Raw genomic sequence first — 19,210 nt, forward strand, 5'->3', positions numbered from 1 at the left:
GCGCCCACAGCCTGTGGACAAGGCGGACAGGGCACGGCAGGCCGTGCCCGCGGCCCGCGCCCTTGGCCGTACCGCGTGGCGAGGACCACCGCGGTCGGTCCGTACCCGGGGCTGCGCCCGGGGCCCGGGGCTGAGTACCGTTCCGTGCGAGCGCCGAGACGTGGCGTTCGAGAACGACGAGACCCTTGCGTCTGGTGGTGCGCTCCCGCGCCGCCCCGCTCAGCCGGCCCCCGGGCCGCACGACGGGCCGCACGACCGCACGGGACCGGCGACCGACCAGCCACATGAGCCGAAACGGGGGACGGGACGGAATGGACGCGTACGACGAGGACTCGCGGGGCCCACAGGGCCCGGACGGGTCGGCCGGGACGCGTCTCCCGGAAGAACCCGCGCAGCTCCCGCCGCCCGCCGACGCGCCCCGGCCCCGCACCGGCGTCGCCGCGCTCTCCCCCGGCTACCAGATCGGCGCGGCGCTGGCGCTCGCCGTGGTCGCCGTGGCCGCGTGTGTGCACCTGCTGATGGTCTTCCTCAGCCTCGCGCCCGCGAACACCGTGACGAAGCAGCACGGCAAGGCGATAGAGGAGTGGGTGTACCCGGAGTTCGAGCAGAACTGGAAGCTGTTCGCCCCCAACCCGCTGCAGCAGAACATCGCCGTACAGGTCCGCGCCGAGGTGCGGATGCGGGACGGCGGCCTGCGCACCACCGGGTGGACCGACCTGTCCGCCCAGGACGGCGCCGCCATCGACGGCAACCTGGCGCCCAGCCACACCCAGCAGAACGAACTGCGCCGGGCCTGGGACTTCCTCACCGCCACGCACGCCGCCGACAACCGGCCCGTCGGCCTGCGCGGCTCCCTGTCCGAGCAGTACATGCGCCGGATCGTGGTGATGCGCCTGTACCGGGACGATCCGACGAGACGGGACGGCGTGATACAGCGCGTGCAGGTCCGTGCCCGCACCACCAACGTCCAGCCGCCGCCGTGGAGCCGTGAGCGGGTGTCCGACAAGCCCGCCTACCGCCTGCTGCCCTGGTGGTCCGTGACCGCCGACGAGGCCGCCGGAGGTGTGCGGTGAACCGTCTCTCCCTGACGCTGTCGCGCGGTGTCGCCCGGGTCACCGGGGCGGCCCTCGGGCCGTACCAGAGCGCCGTGATCCGGATCGGCTTCGCCGGGACCTGGATGCTGTTCCTGCTGCGGGAGTTCCCCCACCGCCAGGAGCTCTACGGCCCCTCCGGACCGTGGGGCTGGAACCTCGCCAAGCAGCTCACCGCGGACAACGACGCCTTCACGGCGCTGCTGTGGTCCGACGGACAGCTCTGGTTCGAGTGCTGCTACACGCTGGCCATCCTCGCCAGTGCGGCCCTGATGCTCGGCTGGCGCACCCGCACGGCCTCCGTGCTCTTCATGGTGGGCGTGCTGTCGCTGCAGAACCGCAGCGTGTTCATAGGTGACGGCGGCGACAACGTCCTGCACCTGATGGCCATCTACCTGGTGTTCACACGCTGCGGGCAGGTCTGGTCCCTCGACGCGCGGCGCGCGGCCCGCGCTGCGGCGGCACGCGCGCGGGGCGAGCGGGCACCCGCCGACCGGGTGGGGCCGGTGCTGTGGGCGGTGCTCGGGCTCGCGCTGGGCACGGCGGCGGTGACCGGCCGGTTGTTCGGCAACGGCTGGCTGATCCCGGCGCTGCTGTGGACGGTGTGGGCGGTGCTCGGGCTGTGGTGGGTCGCCGGCCGCCGGGAGGCCTGGCAGCAGCCGCGGATGCTGCTGGACGTCATCGCCGACATCCTGCACAACGGCGCCCTGGTCGTGATCATGGCGGAGGCCTGCCTGATCTACGCCACGGCCGGCTGGTACAAGATCCAGGGCTCGCGATGGCAGGACGGCACCGCCGTCTACTACCCGCTCCACCTGGACTACTTCTCGCCCTGGCCCGGCCTCGCCGACCTGATGTCGTCCAGCGGCACGATCATGATGATCGTGGCCTACGGCACCGTCATGGTGCAGGTCGCCTTCCCGTTCACCCTGTTCAACCGGCGGGTCAAGAACGTCCTGCTGGTGCTGATGATGACCGAGCACGCGGTGATCGCGGTCGTCCTCGGGCTGCCGTTCTTCTCGCTGGCCATGATCACCGCCGACGCGGTCTTCCTGCCGACGTCCTTCCTGCGCCGGCTGGGCGACCTGGCGGCGCGCGCGCGGGGGCGGCTCGCCCGGCGCGCCGGCCGTACGGTCCCGGCGCCGCGCTCCCCGGAGGAGAACGCGGCGGACCACGTAGGGTTCACGGCATGAGCGACCCGCTGAGCCGCTGGCGCGAGCACGCGGACACCGCCGTGCTCCTCGACGGCTTCCACGCCCTGAAGCACGCGCTGCGCTTCGGGGCCGAGGTGCCGGTCGCGGTCACCACCGACCGGCGGGCCGCCCTGGCCCTCGCCGAGGAGCTGGCCGGGGACGTACGCGAGACCCTGGACGCCCTCCTCGTCGAGGTGAGCGGCCAGGCGTACGCCTCCCTCGTCCAGCGCCCCCATCCGACCGGTGTGGCCGCCCTCGCGGTACGGCCCTCCCGCGAGGCCAACCTGCGCGCGCTCGCCCGCACGCCCCGCACCGCGCCCGTCGTCGTCCTGGACAACCCCCGCAACCTGGGCAACGCCGGTGCCGTGATCCGGCTCGCCGCCGGGTTCGGGGCGACCGGTGTGGTCACCACGGGCACGCTCGATCCCTGGCACCCCACGGTGGTGCGCGGCGGGGCGGGTCTGCACTTCGCGACCGCCGTCGAACGCCTCGGCGTCGACGAGCTGCCCGCCGGGCCGCTGTTCGCCCTCGACCCGGAGGGCGAGGACATCCGCGGCACGAAGCTGCCCGACGACGCCGTGCTGGCCTTCGGCTCGGAACGCTCCGGCCTGTCGCCGGAACTCCGCGCCCGAGCCGATCACCTGCTGCGCCTGCCGATGCGCCCGCAGGTCTCCAGTTACAACCTGGCCACCAGCGTGGCGATGACGCTGTACCACTGGAGCGCCGGGGGCGCGTAGCCGCTCAGACCTCCCGGCGCACCTCCACCACCCGGAAGCGGTTGGCGACGAAGGCGCCGTCGGTGAGGGCCGCGTTGGCCGCCGGGTTGCCGCCCGAGCCGTGGAAGTCGGAGAACGCGGCCGTCTGGTTGACGTAGACCCCGCCGGTCAGGTTCAGGGAGAGCTGGGCCGCCTCCTCCAGGCAGACCTCCTCGACGGCCCTCTCGGTCTCGGCGTCCGTGGTGTACGCGCCGACCGTCATCGCGCCCTTCTCCCGGACCGTGCGGCGCAGCAGCTCCACCGCGTCCGTCACCGAGTCGACGGCGACGGCGAAGGAGACCGGGCCGAAGCACTCGCTCATGTACGCCGCCTCGTCGTCCGGCTTGGCGCCGTCCAGCTTGACGATGACCGGGGTGCGGACCACCGCGCCCGGGAACTCCGGGTTGGTGACCTCGCGGGAGGCGAGGGCGACCTCGCCGAGGCCGGCGGCGGCCTCCAGCCGGGCCTTGACGTCCGGGTTGACGATCGCGCCCAGCAGGGCGTTCGCCCGTGCGTCGTCGCCGAGCAGGCCGTCGACCGCGCGGGCGAGGTCGGCGGTGACCTCGTCGAACGTCTTGGGGCCCTGGTCGGTGCCGATGCCGTCGCGGGGGATGAGCAGGTTCTGCGGGGTGGTGCACATCTGGCCGCTGTACAGGGACAGCGAGAACGCCAGGTTGGACAGCATGCCCTTGTAGTCGTCCGTGGAGTGCACGAGCACCGTGTTGACGCCGGCCTTCTCCGTGTAGACCTGCGCCTGGCGGGCGTTGGCCTCCAGCCAGTCGCCGAAGGACGTCGAGCCCGTGTAGTCGATGATCTTGATGGAGGGGTGGGTGGCGAGGGTCTTCGCGATGCCCTCGCCGGGGCGCTCGGCGGCCAGTGCCACCAGGTTCGGGTCGAAGCCCGCGGCGGCCAGCACGTCCCGGGCGACCTGGACGGTCAGCGCGAGCGGCAGCACGGCGCGCGGGTGCGGCTTGACCAGGACCGCGTTGCCGGTGGCCAGGGAGGCGAACAGGCCCGGGTAGCCGTTCCAGGTCGGGAAGGTGTTGCAGCCGATGACCAGGCCGATCCCGCGCGGGACCGGCGTGAAGGTCTTGGTCAGCGCCAGCGGGTCGCGCTTGCCCTGCGGCTTGGTCCACTCCGCCGTTCCGGGGGTGCGGACCTGCTCCGCGTACGCGTACGCCACCGCTTCCAGGCCGCGGTCCTGGGCGTGCGGGCCGCCCGCCTGGAACGCCATCATGAAGGCCTGCCCGCTGGTGTGCATGACGGCGTGCGCGAACTCGTGCGTCCGGTCGCTGATCCGCTTGAGGATCTCCAGGCAGACCACCGCGCGGACCTCCGGGCCCGCGTCCCGCCAGGCCCGCTGCCCGGCCCGCATGGCCGGGAGCAGCACGTCGACGTCCGCGTGCGGGTAGGTGACGCCCAGCTCGATGCCGTACGGCGAGACCTCGCCGCCCACCCAGTCGTCCGTGCCGGGCTGGCCGAGGTCGAGGCGGGTGCCCAGCAGGGCGTCGAAGGCGGCCTTGCCCGCCGCGGCGTCCAGGCTGCCGTTCTCGCCGTAGGCCTTGGGGTGCTCGGGGTGCGGGGACCAGTACGCGCGGGTGCGGATGGCCTCCAGGGCCTGGTCGAGCGTGGGCCGGTGTTTCTCGATCAGCCCGGGTGCGGTCAGTTCGGCGGCCATGCGGGACCAACTCCTCGTCTGGAGAACTCGTCGTCGAGTTCGGACCTGGCAGAAAGAGCAGCGGGATGGGACGGTCAGAGCTAGAGTAACCGAACGATCGGTCGGTTCAAGGGGGTCCGCCGCATCTGTGGAAAACCCCGTGCGGGAGGATCGCGCACATGACAGCACTCGACCTCAGCAGCCCCGTGGCCGTCGTCGGCACCGGCACCATGGGCCAGGGAATCGCCCAGGTCGCGCTGGTCGCCGGGCACCCCGTGCGGCTCTACGACGCCGCACCCGGGCGGGCCCGGGACGCGGCCGAAGCGATCGGCGCCCGCCTCGACCGGCTCGTGGCCAAGGACCGGCTCACGGAAGCCGACCGCGAGGCGGCCCGCGCCCGCCTGACGCCCGTGGACAGCCTCGCGGAACTGGCCGGCTGCGGGCTGGTCGTGGAGGCCGTCCTGGAGCGGCTGGACGTCAAGCAGCGGCTCTTCGGCGAGCTGGAGGAGATCGTCGCCGAGGACTGCCTGCTCGCCACCAACACCTCCTCGCTGTCGGTGACGGCCATCGGCGGCGCCCTGCGCCACCCCGGGCGCTTCGTCGGCCTGCACTTCTTCAACCCGGCGCCGCTGCTGCCGCTGGTCGAGGTGGTCTCCGGGTTCGCCACCGACGTCACGTCGGCCACGCGCGCGTACGAGACCGCCCGCGCCTGGGGCAAGACCCCGGTGGCCTGCGCGGACACTCCCGGCTTCATCGTCAACCGCATCGCCAGGCCGTTCTACGCCGAGGCGTTCGCCGTGTACGAGGCCCAGGCCGCCGACCCCGCGACCATCGACGCGGTCCTGCGCGAGTCGGGCGGCTTCAGGATGGGCGCGTTCGAGTTGACCGACCTGATCGGCCAGGACGTCAACGAGTCCGTCACCCACTCGGTGTGGCAGTCCTTCTTCCAGGACGTGCGCTTCACCCCCTCCCTGGCCCAGCGCCGGCTGGTGGAGTCCGGCCGGCTCGGCCGCAAGAGCGGGCGCGGCTGGTACGACTACGCCGAGGGAGCCGAGCGGCCCGAGCCGCACACCGCCGACAAGGAGCAGCCGCCCGCCTACGTCATCGCCGAGGGGGACCTGGGCCCGGCCGCCGAGCTGCTGGCGATGATCCGCGAGGCCGGCATCCAGGTCCGCCAGGAGGACGAGGACAACGGCACCCGCCTGGTGCTGCCCGGCGGCGGCCAGCTGGCCCTCGCCGACGGCCAGACCTCCGTGGAGTTCCGCGACGTCGTCTTCTTCGACCTCGCCCTGGACTACCGCCAGGCCACCCGCATCGCCCTGTCCACCGCCCAGGACACCCTGCCGCAGACCCTCGCCGAGGCCACCGGCCTCTTCCAGGCGCTCGGCAAGCAGGTCAGCGTCATCGGCGACATCCCCGGCATGATCGTCGCCCGCACGGTCGCCCGGATCATCGACCTCGCGCACGACGCCGTCGCCAAGGGCGTCGCCACCGAGGAGGACGTCGACACCGCGATGCGCCTCGGCGTCAACTACCCGCTCGGGCCCTTCGAGTGGAGCCGCCGCCTGCCCCGCGCCTGGGCCCACGAACTGCTGGACGAGCTGCACGAGCGCGACCCCTCCGGCCGCTACGCGCCTTCCCTGGCGCTCTACCGCCACTCGTACGCCCAGGACAAGCGGGAGGGCACCTCATGACCACGGCCAAGCGCGACACCTACACCCCCGAGACGCTGCTCTCCGTCGCCGTCCGCGTCTTCAACGAGCGCGGCTACGACGGCACCTCCATGGAGCACCTGTCCAAGGCGGCCGGCATCTCCAAATCGTCGATATACCACCATGTCAGCGGCAAGGAGGAGCTGCTGCGCCGGGCCGTCAGCCGCGCCCTGGACGGCCTGTTCGCGATCCTGGACGAGGAGCACGCGCGCGTGGGGCGTCCGGCCGACCGGCTGGAGCACGTCGTGCGCCGCATGGTCGAGGTGCTCACGGCCGAGCTGCCCTATGTGACGCTGCTGCTGCGCGTGCGCGGCAACACCGAGACCGAGCGCTGGGCGCTGGAGCGGCGCCGCGACTTCGACCACCGGGTCGCCGAGCTGCTGAAGGCGGCGGCGGCCGACGGGGACGTGCGCGGCGACGTGGAGGTCCGCCTGGCCACCCGGCTGGTCTTCGGGATGATCAACTCGATCGTGGAGTGGTACCGGCCGGACGTGCGGGGCGCGAGCGACCGTGAGGTGGCCGACGCCGTCGTCCGGCTGGTGTTCTCGGGACTGCGCCGGGACTGACCTCAGCCGTCCGGCTCCAGGTCCTCCTCCTCGAACACCAGCAGGGTGCGCGTGCTGAGCACCTCGGGGATCGCCTGGAGCCGGGTCAGCACCAGTTCGCGCAGCGCCCGGTTGTCGGGCGTGTGCACCAGCAGCAGCACATCGAAGTCGCCGCCCACCAGAGCGATGTGGGAGGCGCCGGGCAGCTGCCTGAGCTGCTCGCGGACCGTGCGCCAGCTGTTCTGGACGATCTTCAGCGTGATGTACGCCGATGTGCCGTGACCTGCCCGCTCATGGTCCACGCGGGCGCTGAAGCCCCGGATCACGCCGTCCTCGACGAGCCGGTTGATGCGCGCGTAGGCGTTGGCGCGCGAGACGTGCACGCGCTCGGCCACCGACCGTATCGAGGCCCGGCCGTCCGCCTGGAGGATCTTCAGGATGTCCTGGTCGATGGCGTCCAGCGGGCGCGGCGGCGGCAGCGCGGCGCCGTCCTGCGGCCCGGCGGCCATTTGTTCAGCTCCCATGTCCTCCCGCTTCCTCGCCGTGGACGTCCTGCGGTCATTCCAGGCTGTGGAGAACCGTTTGTCCACAGCCTGGAGGCACCTGTAGCCAAAATGTGCCGACGACCGAACAATCGGTTGGTGAGGCGGGTCACAGGCGACACGCCTCCCGTAGCCACTCCCACGAGGAGGTGCCGTCATGACGGTTCTGGAGCAGCGGGGCGCGTACCGGCCATCGCCGCCGCCCGCCTGGCAGCCCCGTATGGACCCCGCGCCGCTGCTGCCCGACGCCGAGCCCTACCGCGTCCTCGGAACGGAGGCGGCCGGCAAGGCCGACCCCGGCCTGCTGCGCCGGCTGTACGCCCAGCTGGTGCGCGGGCGCCGGTACAACACGCAGGCCACCGCGCTGACCAAGCAGGGCCGGCTCGCCGTCTACCCGTCCAGCACCGGCCAGGAGGCCTGCGAGATCGCCGCCGCCCTGGCGCTGGAGGAGCGCGACTGGCTCTTCCCCAGCTACCGCGACACGCTCGCCGTCGTCGCCCGGGGTGTGGACCCCGTCGAGGCGCTCACCCTGCTGCGCGGTGACTGGCACACCGGCTACGACCCCTACGCCCACCGGGTGGCCCCCCTCAGCACCCCGCTCGCCACCCAGCTGCCCCACGCCGTCGGCCTCGCGCACGCCGCCCGCCTCAAGGGCGACGACGTGGTCGCGCTGGCCATGGTCGGCGACGGCGGCACCAGCGAGGGCGACTTCCACGAGGCACTGAACTTCGCCGCCGTCTGGCAGGCACCCGTCGTCTTCCTGGTCCAGAACAACGGCTTCGCCATCTCCGTCCCGCTCGCCAAGCAGACCGCCGCACCCTCCCTGGCCCACAAGGCCGTCGGGTACGGCATGCCGGGCCGGCTGGTCGACGGCAACGACGCCGCCGCCGTGCACGAGGTCCTCAGCGACGCCGTGCGGCACGCGCGCGCGGGCGGCGGCCCCACCCTGGTGGAAGCGGTGACGTACCGCGTCGACGCCCACACCAACGCCGACGACGCCACCCGCTACCGGGGCGACGCGGAGGTCGCGGCCTGGCGCGCCCACGACCCCATCGAGCTGCTGGAACGCGAACTGACCACACGCGGGCTGCTGGACGACGCCGGCATCGAGGCGGCCCGCCAGGACGCCGAGACGATGGCCGCAGCCTTGCGGGAACGCATGAACCAGGACCCCGAACTCGACTGCATGGACCTCTTCGACCACGTCTACGCCGAGACCACCGCCCAACTGCGCGAACAGCGCGCCCTGCTGCGGGCCGAGCTGGAGGCCGAGCTGGAGGCCGAGCAGGAGCAGCACGGCGAGCCCGGCGCCCGGGAAGGCGGCGCCCGATGACCACCGTCGCCGTCAAGCCCGCCACCATGGCGCAGGCCCTCACGCGCGCGATGCGCGACGCGATGGCCGCCGACCCGACCGTGCACGTCATGGGCGAGGACGTCGGCACCCTCGGCGGGGTCTTCCGCGTCACCGACGGGCTGGCCAAGGAGTTCGGCGAGGACCGCTGCACCGACACCCCCCTCGCCGAGGCCGGCATCCTCGGCACCGCCGTCGGCATGGCGATGTACGGCCTCCGGCCCGTGGTGGAGATGCAGTTCGACGCCTTCGCCTACCCGGCGTTCGAGCAGCTGGTCAGCCATGTCTCCCGGATGCGCAACCGCACGCGCGGCAGGATGCCCCTGCCCCTCACCGTCCGCATCCCCTACGGCGGCGGCATCGGCGGCGTCGAGCACCACAGCGACTCCTCCGAGGCCTACTACATGGCGACGCCCGGCCTCCATGTCGTCACCCCCGCCACCGTCGCCGACGCCTACGGCCTGCTGCGCCAGGCCATCGCCTCCGACGACCCGGTCGTCTTCCTGGAGCCCAAGCGGCTGTACTGGTCGAAGGACAGCTGGAACCCTGAGCAGCCGACGGACGTGGAGCCCATCGGCCGGGCCGTGGTCCGCCGGACCGGCCGCAGCGCCACGCTCATCACCTACGGCCCGTCGCTGCCGGTCTGCCTGGAGGCCGCCGAGGCCGCCCAGGCCGAGGGCTGGGACCTGGAGGTCGTCGACCTGCGCTCCCTGGTGCCGTTCGACGACGAGACGGTCTGCGCGTCCGTCCGGCGCACCGGCCGTGCCGTCGTCGTCCACGAGTCCACCGGATTCGGCGGACCGGGCGGCGAGATCGCGGCCCGCGTCACCGAGCGCTGTTTCCACCACCTGGAGGCGCCGGTGCTGCGCGTGGCCGGGTTCGACATCCCGTACCCGCCGCCCATGCTGGAGCGGCACCACCTGCCCGGCGTCGACCGCATCCTGGACGCCGTGGCCCGGCTGCAGTGGGAGGCCGAGGGCTGATGGCTCAGGTGCTGGAGTTCAAGCTGCCCGACCTCGGCGAAGGGCTCACCGAGGCGGAGATCGTCCGCTGGCTGGTCCAGGTCGGTGACGTGGTCGCCGTCGACCAGCCGGTGGTCGAGGTCGAGACGGCCAAGGCGATGGTCGAGGTGCCCTGCCCGTACGGCGGCGTGGTCACCGCCCGCTACGGAGAGGAGGGCACCGAACTGCCCGTCGGCGCCCCGCTGCTGACGGTGGCCGTGGGCGGACCGGAACCGGAACCGGAGGGCTCCGGCAACGTCCTGGTGGGCTACGGCACCCAGGCCCCGGCGGCACGCCGGCGCCGGGTCCGGGCGGGTACGGGTGCGGTCGACGGACAGGGCGTCCGGCGCCCGGGCGACGCCCACACCCCCGCGCGTGCGGCCGCACCGGCGGTGGAGCAGGCACCCGCCGCCGCACCCGCCACGCCCACCGCCGCGCCCGCCACGCACGCCGAGGGGCCGGTCCCCGTGATCTCGCCCCTCGTGCGCAGGCTGGCCCGGGACAACGGCGTCGATCTGCGGCAGTTGGCCGGGTCGGGACCGGACGGGCTCATCCTGCGCGCGGACGTCGAGAACGCGCTGCGGGCCGAGACCGCACCGGCCCGCACGGCCGAGGAGCCGGTCGCACGGACCACCGCGGCACCCGCGGCCCAGGGCGGCGGGACCCGGATCCCGCTCAAGGGCGTGCGCGGTGCCGTCGCCGACAAGCTCTCCCGCAGCCGCCGGGAGATCCCGGACGCCACCTGCTGGGTCGACGCCGACGCGACGGAACTCATGCGCGCGCGTGCCGCGATGAACGCGGCCGGAGGCCCGAAGATCTCCCTCCTGGCGCTGCTCGCCCGCATCTGCACGGCCGGACTCGCCCGGTTCCCCGAGCTGAACTCCTTCGTCGACACCGAGGCCCGCGAGGTCGTCCGGCTCGACCAGGTCCACCTCGGGTTCGCCGCACAGACGGAGCGCGGCCTCGTCGTGCCCGTCGTGCGGGACGCCCACGCGCGCGACGCGGAGTCGCTGACCGCCGAGTTCGCCCGGCTCACCGAGGCCGCCCGCACCGGGACGCTCACCCCCGGGGAACTCACCGGCGGGACCTTCACGCTGAACAACTACGGCGTCTTCGGCGTCGACGGCTCCACCCCGATCATCAACCACCCCGAGGCGGCCATGCTCGGCGTCGGCCGCATCGTCCCCAAGCCGTGGGTGCACGAGGGCGAACTGGCCGTCCGCCAGGTCGTCCAGCTCTCGCTCACCTTCGACCACCGGGTGTGCGACGGCGGTACGGCGGGCGGCTTCCTGCGGTACGTCGCGGACTGCGTGGAACAGCCGGCGGTGCTGCTGCGCACCCTGTGAGAACGGGCTTCCCGTGAGACACGGGTTCGGAAGGAGGAACCAGCAGGACATACTCGGAGGGTGACCGACACCGCCCCCGCCGCTCCCGGGACCCGCACCCCCCGGGCTCCCGCGCCGTACGACGCCGTCGTGCTGGCCGGCGGTGCCGCCCGGCGGCTCGGCGGGGCCGATAAGCCGGGGCTCCGGGTCGGTGGCCGCGCGCTGCTCGACCGGGTGCTCGGGGCCTGTGCGGACGCCGGGACGACCGTCGTCGTGGCCGCGCCCCGGCCCACCGTCCGCCCGGTGCGCTGGGCGCGCGAGGAGCCGCCCGGCGGTGGACCGGTCGCCGCGCTGGAGGCCGGCCTGCGGCTCACCACCGCCGCGCACACCGTCGTCCTCTCCGCAGACCTGCCCTTTCTCGGCCGGCCCACGCTGTGGCGCCTGTTGAGCGCCCTGCAGGACACCGGGGCCGACGGCGCGCTGCTCACCGACGCCGACGGCCGCGACCAGCCGCTTGTCGCCGCCTACCGCACCGCCGCCCTGCGCCGCGAGCTGGGCGCCCTCGCCGCCACGCACGGCGGCCTCACCGGGCTGCCCCTGCGCCGGCTGACCGGTGCCCTCCGCCTCACCCGTGTCCCGGACGCGCTCGCCTCCTTCGACTGCGACACCTGGGACGACATCGCGACGGCCAGGGCACGCATCAGGGAGCATGGATCCGTGTTGGATGAATGGATCTCCGCAGTCAAGGACGAGTTGGGCATCGAACTGGACGTCGACACCGGCGTCCTCCTCGATCTGGCCCGCGACGCAGCGCACGGTGTGGCCCGGCCCGCCGCCCCGCTGACCACCTTCCTCGTCGGTTACGCCGCCGCCCAGGGCAAGGGCGGCCCCGAGGCCGTCGCCGAGGCCGCGCGCAGGGCCGCCGCGCTGGCGCTGCGCTGGGAGGAAGAGAACGGTGGGGGCGGCACGGACGCCAGGAGCGGGGGCCCGAGCGCCCCGGACGCCGGATGACCGCCCCCGGCACCCGGTCCGAGGCACCCGCCGAAGACACCGACGACCTCGACGTCGAGGAGGCTCTGGCGCTCGTGAGGGATGCCCGCAGGGAGCCAAGGGACGACAGCGCCGACGACGGCGCGGGCCAGGCGTCCGTCCCGGCCGACCGGTCGCCCGGTGGACGGCCCGCAGGACGGCACCGGGCCACTCCCTGGCCCCAGGCCCGGGAGACCGCCGCGCGCGCCGGGCGTTCCCGCGCCCGCCGCGCCCCCGTCTCCGTGCCGCTCGGCGACGCCCTCGGGCTGGCCCTGGCCGCGCCCCTCGACGCCCTCACCGACCTGCCCTCCTTCGACACCTCGGCGATGGACGGCTGGGCGGTCGCCGGGCCCGGACCCTGGCAGGTGCGCGAGGAGGGCGTGCTCGCCGGGCACGCGCAGCCCGACCCGCTCACCGACGGCGAGGCGGTGCGCATCGCCACCGGCGCCCGCATCCCCGCCGACACCACCGCCGTCCTGCGTACCGAACACGGCCGGATCGACGCCCAGGGCCGTCTGCACACCACCCGCGACATGCTCCACGGCCAGGACATCCGCCCGCGCGGCCAGGAATGCCGCAGCGGCGACCAGTTGCTGCCGGTCGGCACCCTGGTCACCCCCGCCGTCCTCGGCCTCGCCGCGGCGGCCGGCTACGACACGGTCACCGTCGTGCCGCGTCCCCGCGCCGAAGTCCTCGTCCTGGGCGACGAGTTGCTCACCGAGGGTCTGCCGCACGACGGGCTGATCCGGGACGCCCTGGGCCCCATGCTGCCGTCCTGGCTGCGCGCGCTCGGTGCCGACGTCATCGCCGTACGCCGGATCGGTGACGACGCCAAGGCCCTGCAGAAGGCGGTCACCCGCTCCACCGCCGACCTGATCATCACCACGGGCGGTACCGCGGCCGGTCCCGTCGACCACGTCCACCCCGTCCTGGAACGCGTTGGCGCCGAACTCCTCGTCGACGGCGTCAAGGTGCGCCCCGGCCATCCCATGCTCCTGGCCCGCACCAAGGACCAGCAGCACCTCGTCGGCCTGCCCGGCAACCCCCTCGCGGCCGTCTCCGGGCTGCTCACCCTCGCCGAACCGCTGCTACGGACCCTCGCCGCCCGCCCCGCCCCCGAGCCGTACACGCTGCCGCTCAGGGAAGCGGTGCACGGGCACCCGCACGACACCCGGCTCATCCCCGTGGTGCTGCGCGGTGACCACGCCATGCCGCTGCACTACAACGGTCCGGCCATGCTGCGGGGCATCGCCGCCGCCGACGCGCTGGCCGTCGTACCGCCGGGTGGGGCCTTACAGGGCGAGGAGGCCGAGCTGCTGGACCTGCCATGGGCGAGCGCCGGAATCGGGGTGTGTTTCACGTGAAACTTCCGGGCCATGACGCCATCGCCCGCCAAGCGGGCGAACATCTGGTGACCCATCGGGTGAAACTCCCGAGAAAAGTGGTGGAGCGTCCGATCCGCCAGGTCGTCAAGCGGCTCGTCATGGCCCTGGTGGTGCTGGTCGCCACCGCGCTGGTCGTCTACGCCGACCGCGAGGGCTACCGCGACAGCTCCGACGGCCCCGTCGACCTGCTCGACGCGTTCTACTACGCGACCGTCACCCTCTCCACCACCGGATACGGCGACATCACCCCGGTCAGCGACAGCGCCCGGCTCACCAACATCCTCGTCATCACGCCCCTGCGCGTGCTGTTCCTGATCATCCTGGTCGGCACCACGCTGGAGGTCCTCACCGAACGCACCCGTGAGGAATGGCGCCTGAACCGCTGGAGGTCCACCTTGCGCGACCACACCGTCGTCGTCGGCTTCGGCACGAAGGGACGGTCGGCCATCAAGACCGTCTGCGTCACCGGGCTGAAGAAGGAGCAGGTGGTCGTGGTCGACCCCAGCTCCAAGGCGATCGACGCGGCCACCGCCGAGGGCTACGCAGGCGTCATAGGCGACGCCACCCGCAGTGACGTGCTCAAACGGGCCGAGGTGCACAAGGCCCGGCAGATCATCGTCGCCCCACAGCGTGACGACACCTCCGTCCTCGTCACGCTGACCGCCCGCCAGCTCAACCGCACCGCCAAGATCGTGGCCGCGGTCCGTGAGGAGGAGAACGCCCCGCTGCTCAGGCAGTCCGGCGCCGACGCCGTCATCACCAGCTCCGGTGCGGCCGGCCGCCTGCTCGGCCTGTCCGTGCTCAGCCCCGCGGCCGGCATGGTCATGGAGGACCTGATCCAGCAGGGCAGCGGGCTGGACCTCGTCGAACGGCCGGTGATCCGTGGCGAGGTCGGCAAGACGCCACGCGAGACGGACGACCTGGTGGTGAGCGTCGTCCGCGGGCACCGGGTGCTCGGCTACGACGATCCGTCCGTCGGCACCCTCCAGCTGACGGACCGGCTCATCACCATCGTCCGTGCCACCCCCGAGACCCGCGTCACCCCGGACATCCGCCCCCTGCCACCCGGATGACCGATCCCTGGGGGAGTAGCGTCACCGGCATGCATGCGATCACGATTCCCGAACCTGGTGGTCCCGAGGCGCTGGTGTGGGACGAGGTCCCCGACCCGGTGCCCGGTGAGGGCGAGGTGCTGGTCGAGGTGGCGGCCAGCGCTGTCAACCGCGCCGACATCCTGCAGCGCCAGGGCTTCTACAACCCGCCGCCCGGCGCCTCCCCCTACCCCGGCCTGGAGTGCTCCGGCAGGATCGCCGCGCTCGGCCCCGGCGTCTCCGGCTGGGCCGTCGGCGACCAGGTGTGCGCGCTGCTCGCGGGCGGCGGCTACGCCGAGAAGGTCGCCGTACCGGCCGGGCAGCTGCTGCCCGCGCCCGAGGGCGTGGAGCTCACGCGCGCCGCCGCACTGCCCGAGGTCGTCTGCACGGTCTGGTCCAACGTGTTCATGGTCGCCCATCTGCGTCCGGGCGAGACCCTGCTGGTGCACGGCGGCTCCAGCGGCATCGGCACCATGGCGATCCAGCTCGCCAAGGCCGTCGGCGCCAAGGTCGCGGTGACCGCCGGGACGAAGGAGAAGCTCGACCGCTGCGCCGAACTGGGCGCGGACGTCCTGATCAACTACCGCGAGCAGGACTTCGTCGCCGAGATCAAGCAGGCCACCGACGGCGCGGGCGCCGACGTCATCCTCGACAACATGGGCGCGAAGTACCTGGACCGCAACGTCCAGGCGCTCGCCGTCAACGGACGCCTCGCGATCATCGGCATGCAGGGCGGTGTGAAGGGCGAGCTGAACATCGGCACGCTGCTCAGCAAGCGGGCCGCGATCAGCGCGACCTCGCTGCGCGCCCGTCCGCTGGAGGAGAAGGCGGCCATCGTCGCCGCCGTACGCGAGCACGTGTGGCCGTTGCTCGCCGGCGGGCACGTCCGCCCGGTCGTGGACCGGGAGCTGCCGATGCCGGAGGCGGCCGAGGCGCACCGGCTGGTGGAGGCGAGCGGTCACGTCGGCAAGGTGCTGCTGGTCGCGCCGTAGTGACGTGGGCGGTCCGGGGCGGTCAGCTCTTGCGGAGTCTCAGGCCGAGGAGGGCCAGCCCCAGGCCGAGACCGACGAGGACCAGGCCGCTGCCGAGCGGGAGGACCCGCGAGACCGGCTCCGTGGGCGCCCCGGCCTGCTGGGCCGCCTGCTCGGCGGCGGGCCCCTGCGGGGATCCGGTGGGGTCCGGGCCGGTCTCCAGGGGTGACGGGGAGACGCTCGGCACCTCCGCGGTCTCCGGCTCCTCCGGCTGGGCGGCGGGGGTGGCGGGAGGCGGGTCGTCGTCGTCCTGGTCCTCGATCTCGGGCCCGTCCGGCCGCCCCGGCCGCATCCGGCCCTCGCCGGCCCGGCTGCCCGCCCGGGACGGCTCGACGGAGGCGAGGGGACGAGAGGGGTGGAGCGACGCCGAGGCGGAGTCGGACGGCACCGGGACGGCGGCGGACGCGTCCTTCGAGGGTGTCTCGTCCGGGGACGACTCGTCCTCCGAGGGTGTCTCGTCCGGGGACGACTCGTCCGAGGACGCTTCCTCCGGGGAAGCCTCCTGCGGGGGGCCCTGGTCCGGGCGGCCGCGGTCCGGGGCGGCGTGCTCGGGAGCCGTGCCCTCGGGGGGCGCGTGCTCCGGGACGGCCGTCAGAGGAGGCGCGTGCTCCGGGGCCGCGCCCTGCCTGATTCCCTGCCGCGTGCCGGTCTGCGCCCGGTGCCCGGTGGTGGAGGGGCGGGCGGTGTCCGGCTCAGCGGCGAGGACGGACGGGGCGCCGTACGCGACGGCGGTGCCGTGCGCCGGCAGGGCCGTCGCCGTGAGGACGACGAGCAGCCGGAGACAGCGCAGCGTGAGTCGTGGGCGTGCAGTCACGTCGGTGACCTCCCGGGGCCCAGGTGCCGTGACCGATGGAAAACCGACGGGAACAAGCCTCACATTCGATGCCAAGGACGGCATTCCGGATTGGGCCGTCGGGTCTAAACGGTGGATCAGCCCCACAAGGGGGCACCACGGTGATGAGGTGGTGGCGTGCGAGAGAATGGCGGCATGGAGATGCCGAGGAACGAACGGTCGCCGGGGAACCCCCAGATCCTTGTCGTGGGTCAGGACGGGATGGCGCTCGGCGGTGGCGACGGGCACGAGGACTCCCGTGAGACCCCGGTGACGGAGCAGGTGGAACAGCCGGCCAAGGTCATGCGGATCGGCAGCATGATCAAGCAGCTGCTGGAGGAGGTGCGGGCGGCTCCCCTCGACGAGGCCAGCCGGGTGCGGCTCAAGGAGATCCACGCCAGCTCGGTGAAGGAGCTGGAGGACGGCCTGGCCCCCGAGCTGGTCGAGGAACTGGAACGGCTCTCCCTGCCGTTCACCGACGACGCCACTCCGAGCGACGCGGAACTGCGGATCGCGCAGGCGCAGTTGGTGGGCTGGCTGGAGGGCCTCTTCCACGGGATCCAGACGACGCTGTTCGCCCAGCAGATGGCCGCCCGGGCCCAGCTGGAGCAGATGCGCCGCGCGCTCCCGCCGGGCGTGGCCGGCCACGAGGGCGGCGACGACCACCACACCGGCGGCCGCTCGGGCGGCCCCTACCTGTAAGCACTCCGGATTCGGGCGTACACACCAAGGGCCCGGCGGGCGACCGCCGGGCCCGGCCTGTCACGCCGAACCGCCGGGCGGCTCACTGCGGCGGGTTGCCCGTCGACACGCTCAGCTCGATGGTGCCCACCTCGTCCTGGTCGACGTCGGTGCCCTGGGCGGGGAACTGGTTGAGGACCGTCCCCTCGCCCCAGGTGTTGTCATCCTGGTGCTTGATGTTCCACTTCCAGCCGGCGGCCTGGAGGCATTGCTTCACGGAGCCGATGTCCTTGTACCGGAAGTCGGGCAGCTCGATCTTGTCCGGGTCGCTGTAGGACTCCTGCGGATCGGTGCACTTGGTCTTGTCGATCCGCCGGGTGGGGTCCGGGCCGCGGTAGCCCGCCTGGTGGGACGCGGACGCCGAGGCGCTCGATCCGCCGCTGCCGCCCTCGGTGTCCTCGCCGGTGTGCCTCAGCGTGAGCGCGACGGCCAGGCCTACGGCCACGACGGCCGCCACCGCGACCGAGCCGACGACCACCGGCCGCCTGTTCCGGCCGCCGCCGGGTCCCGCGGCCTGCTGGGGCGCCATCGTGTACGGCGGCGGGGTCGGAGCCGTGCCGTAGCCCACGGGGGCCGTCTGGTAGCCGCCCTGCTGCGGATAGCCGTAGCCCGGGGCGGGCGCCGGCCGGCCGTACGGGTTCGGGACCGGTGCCGGAGCCGGCTGGTACGGCGTCTGCACCTGTCCGTGCGGCGCCGGGGTCGCCTGGTCGACCGGCGGGAACACCGCGGAGCCGACACCCGAGCCGCTCTGCGTCGGACCGGCGCCCGGCACGATGCTCGGCGGGGCCGGCTGGACGGAGGCCGCGACCCGCAGGCACTCGTCGCGCATGGACTCGGCGGTCGGGAAGCGCTCGTTCGGGTTCTTCTTGAGCGCGCGGGCGACCAGCGCGTCCACGGCGGGCGGCAGCGCGCGGTTGACCGAGGAGGGCGCCACCGGCTCCTCCTGCACATGCGCGTAGGCGATGGCCAGCGGCGAGTCCGCGTCGAACGGCAGCCGCCCGGTGACCAGCTGGAACAGCATGATGCCGACCGAGTACAGGTCGGAGCGGGCGTCCACGCCGCGGCCGAGGGCCTGCTCGGGCGAGAGGTACTGCGGGGTGCCGACGACCATGCCGGTCTGGGTCATGGAGGTGACGCCGGACTGCATGGCGCGGGCGATGCCGAAGTCCATGACCTTGACCACGCCCCGCTTGGTCACCATCACGTTGCCCGGCTTGATGTCGCGGTGCACCAGCCCCTTCTCGTGGCTGATCTCCAGGGCCGCGAGCACGTCGGCGGTGACCTTCAGGGCCTTGTCGGCGGGCATCGCGCCGTACTGCCGGATGTCCTCCTGAAGAACCGAGCCCAGCGGCCGGCCCTCGACGTACTCCATGACGATGTACGGGGTCGCCATGCCGTTCAACTCGTCCTCGCCCGTGTCGAAGACGGAGACGATGTTGGTGTGCGTGAGCTTGGCCACGGCCTGCGCCTCGCGGCGGAAGCGCTCGCGGAACGCCTGTTCCCGGCCGAGTTCGGTGTGGAGCGTCTTGATGGCGACCGGGCGGTCCAGGACGGCGTCGTACGCGAGGTGCACGGAGGCCATGCCGCCCTCGCCCAGCAAGTCGCGCAGCTGGTAGCGGCCCCCGGCCAGCGCCTGCCCCGCGTACCGGCCGTGTGCGCCGTCCTGGCTCATCTCTCCGCGTCCCCCACCGGCCGTGCGGCGCCGTCAGCCGGCGAACAGGCCTTGATCGAATGTGTCATTCCCGGCCAAGTCTGCCCGAGGGCCCTGACACGTCAAGCGCGGTGCCCGTTCCGTGACCGTACGCGCAAGAAGCGTCGCGCAAGCGTTACAGCGGGCGTACGACCGGCCCACGGAATTTGCACGACAGCGCGTGCTAGAGGTTTCATGACCGGTCCGTCTCGGGTCGGTCCCGGTTGCCGTTCCGAACC

The 19,210-nt window shown here is 73.3% G+C and carries 17 protein-coding genes; 13 read left to right on the forward strand and 4 right to left on the reverse strand.

The genetic code is table 11. From position 1 onward, the window contains the following. The first annotated feature begins 311 nt into the window (after positions 1-311). Genes ABZV94_RS01075 through ABZV94_RS01085 form a run of 3 tightly spaced genes read left to right on the forward strand, consistent with a single transcriptional unit; the run spans position 312 to position 3,021 of the window. Positions 312-1,073, forward strand: a complete 762-nt coding sequence (locus ABZV94_RS01075) for a DUF5819 family protein (RefSeq protein ID WP_356335862.1) — start codon at positions 312-314, stop codon at positions 1,071-1,073. Beyond that, positions 1,070-2,284, forward strand: a complete 1,215-nt coding sequence (locus tag ABZV94_RS01080; RefSeq protein ID WP_356335864.1) for an HTTM domain-containing protein — start codon at positions 1,070-1,072, stop codon at positions 2,282-2,284. The genes ABZV94_RS01075 and ABZV94_RS01080 overlap by 4 nt, the downstream gene beginning before the upstream one ends. Then, positions 2,281-3,021: a TrmH family RNA methyltransferase gene (locus tag ABZV94_RS01085; RefSeq protein ID WP_356335865.1), complete on the forward strand. Its 741-nt coding sequence runs from the start codon at positions 2,281-2,283 to the stop codon at positions 3,019-3,021. The genes ABZV94_RS01080 and ABZV94_RS01085 overlap by 4 nt, the downstream gene beginning before the upstream one ends. Positions 3,022-3,025: 4 nt before the next feature. On the opposite strand, the gene paaN is transcribed toward ABZV94_RS01085, so the two are convergent. After that, entirely contained in the window at positions 3,026-4,717 is a 1,692-nt protein-coding gene (paaN, locus tag ABZV94_RS01090; protein WP_356335867.1) for a phenylacetic acid degradation protein PaaN, read from the reverse strand. Between the two features lie 158 nt (positions 4,718-4,875). Here paaN and ABZV94_RS01095 point away from each other — a divergent pair, with 158 nt between their 5' ends. Further along, a complete protein-coding gene (locus tag ABZV94_RS01095; RefSeq protein WP_356335869.1) occupies positions 4,876-6,390 on the forward strand; it encodes a 3-hydroxyacyl-CoA dehydrogenase in 1,515 nt (504 codons plus the stop codon). After that, positions 6,387-6,974: a TetR/AcrR family transcriptional regulator gene (locus ABZV94_RS01100; protein ID WP_356335871.1), complete on the forward strand. Its 588-nt coding sequence runs from the start codon at positions 6,387-6,389 to the stop codon at positions 6,972-6,974. The genes ABZV94_RS01095 and ABZV94_RS01100 overlap by 4 nt, the downstream gene beginning before the upstream one ends. A gap of 2 nt (positions 6,975-6,976) precedes the next feature. On the opposite strand, the gene ABZV94_RS01105 is transcribed toward ABZV94_RS01100, so the two are convergent. Continuing rightward, a complete protein-coding gene (locus ABZV94_RS01105) occupies positions 6,977-7,462 on the reverse strand; it encodes an Lrp/AsnC family transcriptional regulator (RefSeq protein ID WP_356335963.1) in 486 nt (161 codons plus the stop codon). A gap of 190 nt (positions 7,463-7,652) precedes the next feature. Between ABZV94_RS01105 and pdhA the strand changes: the two genes are divergently transcribed. Genes pdhA through ABZV94_RS01140 form a run of 7 tightly spaced genes read left to right on the forward strand, consistent with a single transcriptional unit; the run spans position 7,653 to position 15,669 of the window. Further along, positions 7,653-8,828, forward strand: a complete 1,176-nt coding sequence (pdhA, locus tag ABZV94_RS01110) for a pyruvate dehydrogenase (acetyl-transferring) E1 component subunit alpha (RefSeq protein WP_356335872.1) — start codon at positions 7,653-7,655, stop codon at positions 8,826-8,828. Further along, positions 8,825-9,829, forward strand: coding sequence for an alpha-ketoacid dehydrogenase subunit beta (locus ABZV94_RS01115; RefSeq protein ID WP_356335874.1), 1,005 nt, complete (start codon positions 8,825-8,827; stop codon positions 9,827-9,829). Before pdhA ends, ABZV94_RS01115 begins: the two co-directional genes overlap by 4 nt. Continuing rightward, entirely contained in the window at positions 9,829-11,193 is a 1,365-nt protein-coding gene (locus ABZV94_RS01120) for a dihydrolipoamide acetyltransferase family protein (RefSeq protein WP_356335876.1), read from the forward strand. The genes ABZV94_RS01115 and ABZV94_RS01120 overlap by 1 nt, the downstream gene beginning before the upstream one ends. 60 nt (positions 11,194-11,253) lie before the next feature. Continuing rightward, on the forward strand, positions 11,254-12,183 hold the full coding sequence (locus ABZV94_RS01125) for an NTP transferase domain-containing protein (protein WP_356335878.1): 930 nt from the start codon (positions 11,254-11,256) through the stop codon (positions 12,181-12,183). Continuing rightward, positions 12,180-13,565, forward strand: a complete 1,386-nt coding sequence (locus ABZV94_RS01130) for a molybdopterin molybdotransferase MoeA (RefSeq protein ID WP_356335880.1) — start codon at positions 12,180-12,182, stop codon at positions 13,563-13,565. Before ABZV94_RS01125 ends, ABZV94_RS01130 begins: the two co-directional genes overlap by 4 nt. Next, positions 13,562-14,659, forward strand: a complete 1,098-nt coding sequence (locus tag ABZV94_RS01135) for a potassium channel family protein (RefSeq protein ID WP_356335882.1) — start codon at positions 13,562-13,564, stop codon at positions 14,657-14,659. The genes ABZV94_RS01130 and ABZV94_RS01135 overlap by 4 nt, the downstream gene beginning before the upstream one ends. A 29-nt stretch (positions 14,660-14,688) precedes the next feature. Continuing rightward, positions 14,689-15,669 (forward strand): NAD(P)H-quinone oxidoreductase, encoded by a 981-nt coding sequence (locus ABZV94_RS01140; protein WP_356335884.1) that lies wholly within the window; start codon positions 14,689-14,691, stop codon positions 15,667-15,669. Between the two features lie 22 nt (positions 15,670-15,691). Here the strand turns inward: ABZV94_RS01140 and ABZV94_RS01145 are convergent, their stop codons facing one another. Next, positions 15,692-16,522, reverse strand: a complete 831-nt coding sequence (locus tag ABZV94_RS01145; RefSeq protein ID WP_356335885.1) for a hypothetical protein — start codon at positions 16,520-16,522, stop codon at positions 15,692-15,694. 174 nt (positions 16,523-16,696) lie between these two features. Between ABZV94_RS01145 and ABZV94_RS01150 the strand changes: the two genes are divergently transcribed. Further along, on the forward strand, positions 16,697-17,242 hold the full coding sequence (locus ABZV94_RS01150; protein WP_356335887.1) for a bacterial proteasome activator family protein: 546 nt from the start codon (positions 16,697-16,699) through the stop codon (positions 17,240-17,242). A gap of 82 nt (positions 17,243-17,324) precedes the next feature. Here ABZV94_RS01150 and ABZV94_RS01155 read toward each other — a convergent pair whose 3' ends face one another. Continuing rightward, positions 17,325-18,953, reverse strand: coding sequence for a protein kinase (locus ABZV94_RS01155; RefSeq protein WP_356335889.1), 1,629 nt, complete (start codon positions 18,951-18,953; stop codon positions 17,325-17,327). Positions 18,954-19,210 lie beyond the last annotated feature (257 nt).

It is taken from the genome of Streptomyces sp. NPDC004658, assembly GCF_040609555.1.
Classification (GTDB): Bacteria; Actinomycetota; Actinomycetes; order Streptomycetales; family Streptomycetaceae; genus Streptomyces.

Excerpts from the sequence above, each read along its gene's own strand:
- ABZV94_RS01115 (WP_356335874.1), top strand. The coding sequence starts at position 8,825 with ATGACCACCGTCGCCGTCAAGCCCGCCACCATGGCGCAGGCCCTCACG.
- ABZV94_RS01155 (WP_356335889.1), bottom strand. The coding sequence starts at position 18,953 with ATGAGCCAGGACGGCGCACACGGCCGGTACGCGGGGCAGGCGCTGGCC.
- ABZV94_RS01120 (WP_356335876.1), top strand. The coding sequence starts at position 9,829 with ATGGCTCAGGTGCTGGAGTTCAAGCTGCCCGACCTCGGCGAAGGGCTC.
- paaN (WP_356335867.1), bottom strand. The coding sequence starts at position 4,717 with ATGGCCGCCGAACTGACCGCACCCGGGCTGATCGAGAAACACCGGCCC.
- ABZV94_RS01075 (WP_356335862.1), top strand. The coding sequence starts at position 312 with ATGGACGCGTACGACGAGGACTCGCGGGGCCCACAGGGCCCGGACGGG.
- ABZV94_RS01095 (WP_356335869.1), top strand. The coding sequence starts at position 4,876 with ATGACAGCACTCGACCTCAGCAGCCCCGTGGCCGTCGTCGGCACCGGC.
- pdhA (WP_356335872.1), top strand. The coding sequence starts at position 7,653 with ATGACGGTTCTGGAGCAGCGGGGCGCGTACCGGCCATCGCCGCCGCCC.
- ABZV94_RS01105 (WP_356335963.1), bottom strand. The coding sequence starts at position 7,462 with ATGGCCGCCGGGCCGCAGGACGGCGCCGCGCTGCCGCCGCCGCGCCCG.
- ABZV94_RS01100 (WP_356335871.1), top strand. The coding sequence starts at position 6,387 with ATGACCACGGCCAAGCGCGACACCTACACCCCCGAGACGCTGCTCTCC.
- ABZV94_RS01085 (WP_356335865.1), top strand. The coding sequence starts at position 2,281 with ATGAGCGACCCGCTGAGCCGCTGGCGCGAGCACGCGGACACCGCCGTG.
- ABZV94_RS01130 (WP_356335880.1), top strand. The coding sequence starts at position 12,180 with ATGACCGCCCCCGGCACCCGGTCCGAGGCACCCGCCGAAGACACCGAC.
- ABZV94_RS01150 (WP_356335887.1), top strand. The coding sequence starts at position 16,697 with ATGGAGATGCCGAGGAACGAACGGTCGCCGGGGAACCCCCAGATCCTT.
- ABZV94_RS01140 (WP_356335884.1), top strand. The coding sequence starts at position 14,689 with ATGCATGCGATCACGATTCCCGAACCTGGTGGTCCCGAGGCGCTGGTG.